Source organism: Mesorhizobium sp. M7A.F.Ca.CA.004.12.1.1 (genome assembly GCF_003997835.1).
GTDB lineage: Bacteria > Pseudomonadota > Alphaproteobacteria > Rhizobiales > Rhizobiaceae > Mesorhizobium.
In genome coordinates, this window is record NZ_RZRK01000099.1 from 1 (window position 1) to 11,416 (window position 11,416).

At 63.4% G+C, this 11,416-nt stretch carries 10 protein-coding genes; 6 read left to right on the forward strand and 4 right to left on the reverse strand.

The window, feature by feature from the left end; genetic code table 11:
* The 4 genes from EN984_RS07740 to EN984_RS07755 all read left to right on the forward strand — a co-directional run.
* On the forward strand, positions 1–735 hold a 735-nt coding region (locus EN984_RS07740; RefSeq protein WP_127383688.1), incomplete at its 5' end, for an aminotransferase class III-fold pyridoxal phosphate-dependent enzyme.
* A gap of 11 nt (positions 736–746) precedes the next feature.
* Positions 747–2,153 carry a glutamine synthetase family protein gene (locus EN984_RS07745; RefSeq protein WP_127266512.1) on the forward strand — a complete coding sequence of 469 codons (1,407 nt, stop codon included), beginning with the start codon at positions 747–749 and terminating at the stop codon, positions 2,151–2,153.
* Positions 2,154–2,239: 86 nt separating this feature from the next.
* On the forward strand, positions 2,240–3,475 hold the full coding sequence (locus EN984_RS07750; RefSeq protein WP_127266496.1) for a putative DNA modification/repair radical SAM protein: 1,236 nt from the start codon (positions 2,240–2,242) through the stop codon (positions 3,473–3,475).
* A 2-nt stretch (positions 3,476–3,477) separates the two neighbouring features.
* Positions 3,478–4,935 (forward strand): UdgX family uracil-DNA binding protein, encoded by a 1,458-nt coding sequence (locus EN984_RS07755; RefSeq protein ID WP_127266495.1) that lies wholly within the window; start codon positions 3,478–3,480, stop codon positions 4,933–4,935.
* A gap of 62 nt (positions 4,936–4,997) precedes the next feature.
* On the opposite strand, the gene EN984_RS07760 is transcribed toward EN984_RS07755, so the two are convergent.
* From EN984_RS07760 to EN984_RS07775, 4 genes are all read right to left on the reverse strand, one after another.
* The gene (locus EN984_RS07760) at positions 4,998–6,263 is read right to left on the reverse strand and encodes a glycerate kinase (protein WP_127383689.1); all 1,266 of its coding nucleotides are present in this window, start codon (positions 6,261–6,263) and stop codon (positions 4,998–5,000) included.
* A complete protein-coding gene (locus tag EN984_RS07765; RefSeq protein WP_127266493.1) occupies positions 6,260–6,763 on the reverse strand; it encodes a heme-degrading domain-containing protein in 504 nt (167 codons plus the stop codon). The genes EN984_RS07760 and EN984_RS07765 overlap by 4 nt, the downstream gene beginning before the upstream one ends.
* 143 nt (positions 6,764–6,906) lie before the next feature.
* Complete coding sequence (gene guaD / locus EN984_RS07770) at positions 6,907–8,223, reverse strand: guanine deaminase (protein ID WP_127266492.1); 1,317 nt, start codon at positions 8,221–8,223, stop codon at positions 6,907–6,909.
* Position 8,224: 1 nt separating this feature from the next.
* Positions 8,225–9,442 (reverse strand): urate hydroxylase PuuD, encoded by a 1,218-nt coding sequence (locus EN984_RS07775; RefSeq protein WP_127266491.1) that lies wholly within the window; start codon positions 9,440–9,442, stop codon positions 8,225–8,227.
* A 162-nt stretch (positions 9,443–9,604) separates the two neighbouring features.
* Here EN984_RS07775 and EN984_RS07780 point away from each other — a divergent pair, with 162 nt between their 5' ends.
* Positions 9,605–10,525 carry a LysR family transcriptional regulator gene (locus tag EN984_RS07780; RefSeq protein ID WP_027039874.1) on the forward strand — a complete coding sequence of 307 codons (921 nt, stop codon included), beginning with the start codon at positions 9,605–9,607 and terminating at the stop codon, positions 10,523–10,525.
* A gap of 103 nt (positions 10,526–10,628) precedes the next feature.
* On the forward strand, positions 10,629–11,416 hold a 788-nt coding region (locus EN984_RS07785), incomplete at its 3' end, for an LLM class flavin-dependent oxidoreductase (protein ID WP_127383690.1).

The window sequence follows — 11,416 nt, forward strand, 5'->3', positions numbered from 1 at the left end:
CTCGAAGCCGCGCTTAGGGATAAGGACGTCGCCTGCGTCATCGCCGAGCCGGTGCTGACCAATTCCTGCATGGTGCTGGCCGATCCGGGCTACCATGACGCCCTGCGCAAACTGACACGCCAAACCGGCACGCTGCTTCTGATCGACGAGACGCACACGATCTCGACCGGCCCCGGCGGCTACACGAGGAAATATGGTCTCGACCCGGACTTCTTCGTGCTGGGCAAGCCGATCGCCGGCGGCGTGCCGGCCAGTGTCTGGGGCATGAGCGACGACGTTGCCTCACGCTACGCGGATTACAACAGGACCAAGGAGCCGGGCTATTCCGGCATGGGCACGACACTCTCGGCCAACCCGCTGCAGTTCGCGGCGATGCGCGCCACGCTCGAAGAGGTGATGACGCAGGAAAACTACGACCGCATGGATCATCTGGCGCGGCGGCTCGATGCCGGGCTGACCGGCGTGATCGATCGCTATCGCCTGCCCTGGCATGTTTCCCGCGTCGGCGCTCGTGTCGAGTTCATCTGTGCGCCCGGTCCGCTACGCAATGGCGCCGAGGCGGAAATGGCGCATGCACCGGAACTGGAGGCCGCCATCCATGTCGCGCTGGTCAATCGCGGCGTGCTGATCGCACCCTTCCACAACATGATGCTGATCTCGCCGGCGACCTCGGCTGCCCAGGTCAACCGGCTGATCACCGCCTTCGGCGCGGTTGCGGCGAAGCTTGCGGCATGAGACAAGCGGCGATGGACCACCCCAACGCCATGATAACCTCACCTTCGGGCTCGACACCTGCCGAGGCGCACGCCTTTCTCGGCGCCCATCCCGAGATCGAGGCCTTCGATATCGTGCTGACCGATGCCAATGGCGTCGGCCGTGGCAAGATCGTGCGCCGGCATGAACTGAAGAGCATCTTCGAGGGCGGCCGCCATATGCCGATCTCGATCCTCGGCCTCGACATCACCGGCGAGGATGTGCACGAGACCGGACTGATCTGGACGACCGGTGATGGCGACCTCAGGGCATGGCCGATCCCCGGCACGCTGGTGCCGCTCTACGGTACGAGCCCGCCCCGCGGCCAGTTGCTGATGGCGATGTACATGCTCGACGGCCGACCGATGTCGTCGGATCCGCGCCTGGCGCTGGCTCGGCAGGTGGAGATCCTGGCGGCCAAAGGTCTCTATCCGGCCGGCGCCTTCGAGCTCGAATTCTTCCTGCTGGCCAATGAGCGCGACGCCGACGGCAAGGTGCAGCCGGCGCGCGCGGTGCTCGATGGCCGCGTCTCGGGCAAGACCGAAGTGTATTCGGTCGACCATCTGCACGGCATGGAGCCGCTGTTCTCCGACATCTATGCCGCGGCCAAGGCGCAAGGCATTCCGGCCGAGACGGTGATTTCCGAATATGCGCCCGGCCAGTACGAATTGACGCTGAACTACCGCAAGGATGTGATGCGGGCGGCCGACGATCTGGTCATGCTGAAGCGGCTTGTGCGGGCGCAGGCGCGCCGCCACGGCGTCACCGCCTGTTTCATGGCCAAGCCGATCGAGAAATATGCCGGCTCGGGCATGCATTTCCATGTTTCGCTGCAGGACAAGGCCGGCCGAAACGTCTTTGCCGAAGCTGGGGGCGAGAGCTGGTCGCTGCCGCTGCTGCAGGGGCTCGGCGGCCTGATCCAGACCATGGCGGAATCGATGCTGGTGTTTGCACCGCATGCCAATTCCTGGCGGCGTTTCGTCTCGCAATCCTATGCGCCGGTGGCGCCGACCTGGGGCGTCAACAACCGCTCGGTGGCGCTGCGCGTGCCGGCCGGCGACGCCAAGAACCGGCGCATCGAACACCGGCCGTCCGGCGTCGACGCCAATCCCTACCTGATCGCCGCAACCGTGCTCGCCGGAATCATCAAGGGCATGGACGAAGGTCTCGATCCGGGACCCGAAACGACCGGCAACGGCTATGAGGCAGCGGTCACGCGCACGACCATGCCTGTCGACTGGCGCGCCGCGATCGAAGCGGCGCGGACGTCCAGCTTCCTGAAGAACGCGCTCGGCGAGGACCTGCACCGGACCTTCGTGGCGATCAAACAGTCCGAATATCTGCGGGTGGCACGCACGGTCAGCGAGTTGGATTACCACCTCTATCTGCACGAGGTTTGATGGATTCATGATGGGCGGCGATCACTTTTTCGCCGCCTCCATCAAATGAGGTAGCGGATCTCCTGTTTAGAACATATCATGAACAGATGAGCGCACTTACCGTCCGTGAAAAGCTGGCGATCCTCTCCGACGCCGCCAAATACGATGCCTCTTGCGCCTCTTCCGGTGCAGCGAAAAAGGACTCGCTGAAATCAGGCGGCATCGGCTCCACCGAGGGCATGGGCATCTGCCATTCCTATGCGCCGGATGGCCGCTGCATTTCCCTTCTCAAGGTCCTGCTGACCAATTTCTGCATCTACGATTGCAGCTATTGCATCAACCGCTCGTCGTCCAATGTGCGGCGCGCCCGTTTCACCGTCGACGAGGTGGTGAAGCTGACCATGGACTTCTACCGGCGCAACTATATCGAAGGCCTGTTCCTGTCCTCGGGCGTCGTCCGCTCGCCGGACGAGACCATGGGCGAGATGGTCGAGGTGGCACGCCGACTGCGCGTGGAGGAGAAGTTCTCCGGCTACATTCATCTGAAGACGATCCCGGAAAGTTCGGCGGAACTGGTCGAGAAGGCAGGGCTTTATGCCGACCGGCTATCGATCAATGTCGAACTGCCGACCGACGAGGGTGTGAAGCGGTTGGCGCCCGAGAAGAAGCCGGAGACAATCCGGCTTTCCATGGCCAGGCTGCGCCAGAAGATGGAGGAGAAGGCCGAGCCGACTTTGAAGACCAGAAAGCGCGAACGCTTTGCGCCGGGCGGCCAGTCGACTCAGATGATCATCGGCGCCGACAAGACATCCGACGACGGCATCCTTCACACCAGCGCGCGGCTCTATGGCAGCTATCATCTGCGGCGCGTCTATTACTCGGCTTTCAGCCCGATTCCGGATTCGTCATCGTCGCTGCCCTTGCTGAAACCACCGCTGATGCGCGAACACCGGCTCTATCAGGCCGACTGGCTGATGCGGTTCTATGGGTTTTCGCAGCCGGAAATCCTCGCCGGGAGCAGCGACGGCATGCTCGATCTCGCCATCGACCCGAAGCTCGCCTGGGCGCTGCGCAACCGGGGGCAGTTTCCGGTCGACATCAACCGCGCCGACCGCGAAGCTCTGCTGCGGGTGCCGGGTCTCGGCACCAAGGTGGTGGCAAAGATTTTGGAGACGCGCCGGCATCGGCGCATGCGGCTCGAGGATGTCGGGCGGGTCTGCCAGTCGATCGCCAAGCTCAGGCCGTTCATCATCGCCGAAGGCTGGTCGCCTGGTGCGCTGACCGACAAGGCCGGCCTGCGCGACAGGATCGCCCCCTCCTGCGAACAATTATCGTTGTTCTGATCATGCGGCCAGCTGAACTTGATCTCGCCAGATACAGTGTACGGCTCGACAGCGAGACGGATTTTGCCGGCTGGCGTGACGCGGCACGGCGGCTGGCCCTGAATGAGGTCAGGCCCGAGGACGTCGGCTGGCATGTCGCGCCGGGCTCCGATCAGGCAGAATTGCCTGAAGTGCCTGCGGGCGCGCAACTCGCCGTGCCGCGCGACTTCATCGGGCATGCCGAAACGGCGTTCTGTCATTCCGATCCCGGCCGGTTTGCCTTTCTCTACCGCATGCTTTGGCGATTGCGCGATGAGCCTAAACTGCTGGAAATCGCGTCGGATCCCGACACCAGGCGGCTTGAGGCCATGGAAAAGGCGGTGCGGCGCGACAGCCACAAGATGCACGCCTTCGTACGCTTCCGGAAAATCGGCGACGGTGCCGATGAGCGCTATGTCGCCTGGTTCGAGCCGGATCATTTCATCGTCGAGCGCAACGCCGATTTCTTCGTCAGGCGTTTCACCGGCATGCGCTGGACGATCCTGACGCCCTATGCCTCCGCCGACTGGGATGGCGAAAGGCTGGCGATCGGGCCGGGCGCGGCCAAGGGCGATGCGCCTGATCAGGACGATACCGAGGCGCTGTGGCGCATCTATTTCGAGAACATCTTCAACCCGGCACGGCTGAAGGTGAAAGCCATGCAGAAGGAGATGCCGAAGAAATATTGGCGGAACCTTCCCGAGGCCTCGCTCATTCCAGACATGATCGCAGGAGCGGACAAGGCCGCCAAGGACATGATTGCGAAGATGCCGACAACACCCGCGCCGCACCACGCCAAGGTGCAGGCACGGCATTGGCCGAAGCAGCCCGCCGAAGCACCGGAAGATGATGCAGACACGATTCCCGAGTTGCGTGAGGTAGCGAAAGGCTGCCGCCGCTGCCCGCTGTGGCGCGACGCGACGCAGACCGTCTTCGGTGAAGGCCCCGACAATGCCAAGGTGATCTTCGTCGGCGAACAGCCAGGCGATCAGGAGGATCTCGCCGGCAAACCTTTCGTTGGTCCGGCCGGCAAGGTGTTCGATGCGATCCTGGATGATGCCGGTGTCGATCGGCAAAAGGTCTATGTCACCAACGCGGTCAAGCACTTCAAGTTCGAGCCGCGCGGCAAGCGCCGCATCCACTCCAAGCCGAATTCCGGTGAGATTCAGGCCTGCCGCTGGTGGATCGACCAGGAATTCGAGCTGATCAAGCCGAACCTCGCCGTGGCACTCGGCGCGACGGCGGCGATGTCGCTGCTCGGCAAGGCGATCCCGGTGACAAAGATGCGCGGACAAGTGATCGAGCGCGAGGACGGATTGCGCGTGTTCATCACCATCCATCCCTCCTTCATTCTGCGCATCCGCGAGTCCGCGGACAAGGAGGCTGAACGCGAACGGTTTCTGCAGGATATGAAGCTGGTGAAGCGGCTGATGGCCGCCTGATCAGTCTGTTTTCGCAATTCCGGACGGAAAACCGCTTCACACTTTTCCTGGAATTGCTTCAGCTACCTGATCAGAATCGCCCTGAGATCGTTGACATTCGTGCCGGTCGGGCCGGGTACGAAGAGATCGCCAACCGCGTTGAAGGCCGTCCAGGCATTGTTGCCGGCAAGCATGGCCTTGGCATCGACACCGGCCGAGCGCATGCGCGACACGGTCGAGCCATCGGCGAAGGCGCCGGCATTGTCTTCCGAACCGTCGATGCCATCGGTGTCGGCGGCCAATGCGTGGATGCCTTCGACGCCGTTGCTGCCTATGGCGAAAGCCAGCAGGAATTCCGAGTTGCGGCCGCCCTTGCCTTTCGCCCGCAGGGTCACGGTTGTCTCGCCGCCCGATAAGATGAGCACCGGCTTCGAAAATGGTCGGTTGCGCGTCGCCACTTCGCGCGCGATCGCGGCATGGACGCCGCCCACCTCGCGCGCTTCGCCCTCGATGGCATCGGAGAGGATAACGGCCTCGACACCCTGCCGTTTCGCTTCCGCAGCGGCGGCTTCCAGCGATACCCCGGCCGAAGCGACCAGATGCACCTCGTTGCGCGAAAAACGCTCGTCGTCCGGGCTTGGCGCATCGGCGGCCGGCGAATTGATATGCGCCATCACCGAGGCCGGCAGTTTCATGCGATAGGCCGATATCGAGGCCAGCGCGTCGGCGCGGCTGCCTGTATCCGGTACGGTTGGGCCGGAGGCGACCATTGCCGGATTGTCGCCGGGAATATCGGAGACGATCAGCGACACCACCCTGGCCGGCCATGCGGCCGCTGCCAGCCTGCCGCCCTTGATGGTGGAAAGGTGCTTGCGGATGGTGTTCATCGCCGCGATCGGCGCACCAGAGGCGAGCAGCGCCTCATTGACGGCGATCTCGTCGGCCAGCGTCAAGCCGCCGGCGGGCGACGGCAACAGCGCCGAGCCGCCGCCGGAAATCAGCGCCACCACCAGGTCATCCTCAGTCAGATTCTGGACCTTGGCGAGCAGGCGCCGCGAGGCTTCCAGACCGGCAGCGTCCGGCACCGGATGAGCCGCCTCGATGATCTCGATGCGCTCGCAGGTCGCGCCATAGCCATAGCGGGTGACGACCAGCCCTTCGATGGGGCCGTCCCACGCTTTCTCGAACGCTGCCGCCATCTGCGCCGAGCCTTTGCCCGCGCCGATGACAATGGTGCGGCCCTTCGGCTTGGCCGGCAGATGATCCCGGATGGTTCGTTCCGGGTCGGCGGCGGCGATGGCGGCGTTGAAGATGGAGGTCAGGAATGCCTTGGGATCGAGCACGGTCATTCGGCGTCCCGAGGCAATGCCAGGCCGCGCTTGTCGACGCCCAAATGATCGCATAGCGCATCTACGACGACGCCGTGATCCTCGCGCTCCGGCAGTCCGGAGACGGCGATCACCCCGATGACGCCGGCGCCCTTGACGGTCACCGGAAAGCCACCGCCGGCCAGCACGTAGTCGGCAATATCCAGCCCTTCGCCGATCTTGAAGCTGCGGTCCGGGCGCTGCTGTTCCAACACCATACGATAGGTGCTTCTCAGGAACCGCTTGACCACATTGGTCTTGCGTCGCGCCCAGTCGGGGTTCGAGGCGTTCGAACCCGGCATCGCGGCGTAGAACAGCGGCCGATCCCACAGCCTGATATCGACAATGATGGGCATGGCCTCGGCCAGTGCCCGCTCACGGATCGCCGCGCCGATCTCGAAGGCGACGGCCTCGTCGAAGGCCGGGAAGACCAGCGTCTCTTCCTGCTTCTGGATCAGAGCGATGTCGTCCGCAGCGGCCATTTTCTTTCTCCGAAGTCAGTCACAAATCGTGTGTACGACAAGCTCCGCCCGGTCAAGCTTCCGTCGCGGCGATCGTGTTGCCCCGCCAGGGTCGACCCCCACTCCGTCGAGCTGCGGTCCTCTCCCCTCGGGGTGAGGGGGTCTCACCCCGCGATCATATCCGCCTTGGCTGGCCGCCCCGCCACATAAACTTCGCGGACAGTGCGGTCGTCGCCCAGCGTCTGAAGCAGGAAAAGTTCCTGCGCCAGCGTCTCGACAGTCTCCATCCTGAGCCGCATCGCCGGCGTTGCCCTGGCGTCGAGCACGACGATGTCGGCATCGGTGCCCTCGTCCAGCGTGCCGATCTTGTCGGCCACCGACAGCGCCTCGGCATTGCCGCGCGTCATCTGCCAGAAGGACTGGAGCGGGTTGAGCTTCTCGCCGTTCAGCGCGATCACCTTGTAGCCCTCGTCCATGGTGCGCAGCATGGAGTAGTTGGTGCCGCCGCCGACATCGGTGGCGGCGGCGATCCGGATCGGCTTTTCGCGGCGACGAAAGCGCTGATAGTCGAACAGGCCGGAGCCGAGGAACAGGTTGGAAGTCGGGCAGAACACCGCCACCGAGCCACTGTCGGAAAGCGCATCCGCTTCGCGCTCCGAGAGATGGATGCAGTGCCCGAACAGGCTCTTTTTGCCCAACAGCCCGTAGTGCTCGTAAACGTCGGTATAGTCGCGCGACCACGGGTAGAGTTCCTGCGTGAAAGCGATTTCGGCGTGGTTTTCCGACAGATGCGTCTGCATGTGCAAATCGGGATGTTCGCGGCACAGCGCGCCCGCCATCTCCATCTGCTCCGGCGACGAGGTGATGGCGAAGCGCGGCGTGATGGCGTAGTGCTGCCGTCCCTTGCCGTGCCATTCCTTGATCAGCGCCTTCGTGTCGTCGTAACCCGATTGCGGCGTGTCGAGCACGCCGTCGGGCGCATTGCGATCCATCATCACCTTGCCGGCGATGTTGAGCATATTGCGGTCATGCGATTCGGCAAAGAAGGCCTCCGCCGAAGCCTTGTGCACCGAACAGTAGGCGGCAACCGTCGTCGTGCCATGGCGCACCATTTCGTCGAGGAACAGCCGCGCGATGCGGCGGCCGTGCTGGGCGTTGGCGAACTTCGTTTCCTCCGGAAAAGTGTAGGTTTTCAACCAGTCGAGCAGTTCTGCCCCATAGGAGGCGATGACCTGCATCTGCGGAAAATGCACATGCGCATCGATGAAGCCGGGCAGCAGCAGATGCGGCCGGTGGTCGATTTTCTTCGCCGTCTTGCCGGCCTGCTTTTCAACATCGGCATAGGTGCCCGCAGCGACGATCCGGCCGTCGCGGATCAGCAGGCCGCCGTCCTCCTCGTAGCGCCAGGCGGAATGATCGTCGATGGTCTGCGGCCAGCGCACGAAGGACAGCGTGCGGCCGCGCAGAAGTGTCGAGTTCATGCTATCTCCCTGCGCCTTCGAACCAGGCCACCAGCAGCGCCCGCTCCTTGTCGGTGATCTGGCTGACGTTGGCGGGCGGCATGGCGTGGCTGCGGCCGGCCTGCAGATAGATCTCGCGGGCGTGGTTGGCGATGTCGGCGTCGGTGTCGAGCATCACGCCCTTGGGCGCATGATAGATGCCCTCATAGACCGGCTCCGCCGCGTGGCACATCGAGCAGCGGCCGAGCACGGTGTCGCGTACGGCCGGGAAATGCGCTGAAGCGACATAGATTTGCGCCGCCGCAGATTCCCTGGGTTCGCCGGTCAGCACTTTCGGCGCGGTCGACAGCCAGATGATGACAATGAACAGGACAAGTGCCGCCATCCAGGTCCAGGTCGGGTTGCCCTTGCGCGCGTGGACCGAGTTGAAATAGTGCCGGATCAGCACGCCGATGATGAACACCAGCGAGGCGATGACCCAGTTGAACTCAGTGCCGAACGCCAGCGGATAGTGGTTCGACAGCATCAGGAACAGCACCGGCAGCGTCAGATAATTGTTGTGGAGCGAACGCTGCTTGGCGATCTTGCCGTATTTCGGGTCGGGCTTGCGGCCGGCGATGAGGTCGGCGACGACGATCTTCTGGTTTGGGATGATAACCATGAAGACATTGGCCGACATGATCGTGGCGGTGATGGCGCCCAGATGCAGAAAGGCGGCGCGGCCGGTGAACAGGTGCGTCAGCCCCCAGGCGATGAACACCAGCACGCAATAGAGCACCAGCATCAGGCCGGTATCGCTTTTTCCCAGCGGCGAGCGGCACAGCAGATCATAGACCACCCAGCCGACGCCAATCGTTGCCAGCGACAGCAGGATGCCTGTAGGCACCGACATCGGCAGCACGTTCGGATCGATCAGGAACAGATCGGCTCCGGCGTAGTAGACGACGCACAGCATGGCGAAGCCGGACAGCCAGGTGGCGTAGGATTCCCATTTGAACCAGGTCAGGTGTTCCGGCATTTCGGCTGGCGCCACGAGATATTTCTGGATGTGGTAGAAGCCGCCGCCATGCACCTGCCATTCCTCGCCGAAGGCGCCGACGGGCATGCCGGGACGCTGGCGCAGGCCAAGGTCGAGCGCGACGAAGTAGAAGGACGAGCCGATCCAGGCGATGCCGGTGACGACGTGGAGCCAGCGCACGGCAAAACTCAGCCAGTCCCAGAAAATCGCGAAATCCATCATTGAAATCGTCCCTGCCGATCGGGCGACTTTACGGGTTGGAGCGCAAACGGAAAGAGGCGAGGTGCACGATGACTTTCAAAAAAAAATGGAAAATACTAGGGTAGTCACACGCAGCAGGATGGGAGCCGCCCGAAGGCGGCCTCAGGAAAGCCACTAAACCGCATGGCCTATCTCGACAACATTGCCGTCTTCGTTCGCGTGGTCGAACTCGGCAATCTGTCGGCGGCCGGGCGCGACATGCGGATTTCGCCGGCGGTCGCCTCCAACCGCATCAAGGAGTTGGAGAAGCACCTAGGCGTGCGTCTGTTCAACCGCACGACGCGGCAATTGATGCCGACCGAGCATGGCACGGTTTTTTACGGGGGCGCAAAGCAGGTGCTGGAGGCGATCACCGAAGCGGAAGCCGCGGTCTCGGCGCTTTCCGGTCAGCCGCGCGGCACCATCCGCGTCACCGCCCCCTTGGGCCTCGGCCGTCGGTTGGTGGCCTCGGGCATTCCCGATTTTCACGACAAATACCCAGACATCGAGGTGAGGCTGAGGCTTTCGGATCACAATGTCGACATCATGAAGGAAGGCATCGACGTCGCCTTCCGGCTCGGCATCATCGAGGATTCCAGCCTCAGGATGCGCGGCATCATGGAATGCGAGCGCGTGCTGGTGGCGGCGCCGAAATATCTCGAGGCGCGCGGCGAACCGATCGAGCCGCAGGAACTGATCGGCAAGAAGCACGACTGCCTGATGCTGCGTTATTCCGGCGCGCGCGAATATGTGTGGACGCTGCAGACCCCCACAGGCCCGCAGAAATTCGAGGTGCACGGGCCATATGACACCGACGATGGCGACGTGCTGACCGGCTGGGCGCTTTCAGGCCGCGGCATCATCAACAAGCCGCGCTTCGAGGTCGAGCCATTCATCCGCGACCGGCGGCTGAAGGTGATCCTGAGCAGCACGCCACCGACACCGGTGCAGTTCGCCGCCGTGTATCCGCACAAGAAGCTGCAGGATCCAAAAGTGCGGCTGCTGCTCGACTTCATGGCCGAGCGCTGCCAGCGACTGATCAACGATCTGCTAGCTGGGAAATAATGCTGGCCTCCACGTGACCGGCGGTTGGCCCAGCGCCAGCGGTTGCCATCCCCTGAAGTGGCGAACATAGTTCGGGTGGTATTTCGTCTCGCAGGCACCATCGATGGACAGCGGCGCCACAATGCATCTTGCCGTTTCGCTGTTTCCGGGGATCGCCGATCCATCGCCGGAACCGGGATTCAGCCGCCTGACTGGTTTCGTGCAAAAGGCCGAAGCAGCGGGCCTGGACATGGTGCTGCTTGCCGATTCCGCACCGGCGGCCGGCGGCGGTGCCGCGAACAGCCCGATGCCCTTCGAAGCGACCACTTTGCTGGCCGCATTGGCGACTGTCACAAGCAGGATCGGGCTCGTCGCCGCGGCATCGACCGTCGCCCACCAGCCATACAATCTGGCGCGCCGTTTCGCCTCGCTCGACATTATCAGCCATGGCCGCAGTGGCTGGAACGCAACCATGACGCAAGCGCCACGGGAAGCAGCCAATTTCAGCCGGCCCGGGGGATTTTCGCCCGACGATTTCCGCCGTCGCAGTGAGGAATGTATCGGCATCGTGCAAGGTCTGTGGCGGGGCTGGGATGCGGACGCGCTGCTGTTCGACCAGAGCGGCGGCCGCTTCCATGACCCCGAAAAGATGCATTTGCTCGACCATAAGGGCGAGTTCTTTTCCGTGCGCGGACCGCTGAACGTCGCACGCTCGCCGCAGGATACGCCAGTGCTCGTCTTGTCGGGCTTGAGCGAAGCCGACCTGGATATTGCCGCCCGCATCGCCGATGTCATCCTGCTGGATGACGGACCGGTGGAGGGCGCGACAGGACGCTATGACGATATCAGGCGCCGTGTCGCAGCCTGTGGACGCGACCCGGATGCCGTCAAGGTGCTGACGAACGTCGCGCC

Excerpts from the sequence above, each read along its gene's own strand:
- EN984_RS07745 (WP_127266512.1), top strand. The coding sequence starts at position 747 with ATGGACCACCCCAACGCCATGATAACCTCACCTTCGGGCTCGACACCT.
- EN984_RS07750 (WP_127266496.1), top strand. The coding sequence starts at position 2,240 with ATGAGCGCACTTACCGTCCGTGAAAAGCTGGCGATCCTCTCCGACGCC.
- EN984_RS07755 (WP_127266495.1), top strand. The coding sequence starts at position 3,478 with ATGCGGCCAGCTGAACTTGATCTCGCCAGATACAGTGTACGGCTCGAC.
- EN984_RS07760 (WP_127383689.1), bottom strand. The coding sequence starts at position 6,263 with ATGACCGTGCTCGATCCCAAGGCATTCCTGACCTCCATCTTCAACGCC.
- EN984_RS07765 (WP_127266493.1), bottom strand. The coding sequence starts at position 6,763 with ATGGCCGCTGCGGACGACATCGCTCTGATCCAGAAGCAGGAAGAGACG.
- guaD (WP_127266492.1), bottom strand. The coding sequence starts at position 8,223 with ATGAACTCGACACTTCTGCGCGGCCGCACGCTGTCCTTCGTGCGCTGG.
- EN984_RS07775 (WP_127266491.1), bottom strand. The coding sequence starts at position 9,442 with ATGATGGATTTCGCGATTTTCTGGGACTGGCTGAGTTTTGCCGTGCGC.
- EN984_RS07780 (WP_027039874.1), top strand. The coding sequence starts at position 9,605 with ATGGCCTATCTCGACAACATTGCCGTCTTCGTTCGCGTGGTCGAACTC.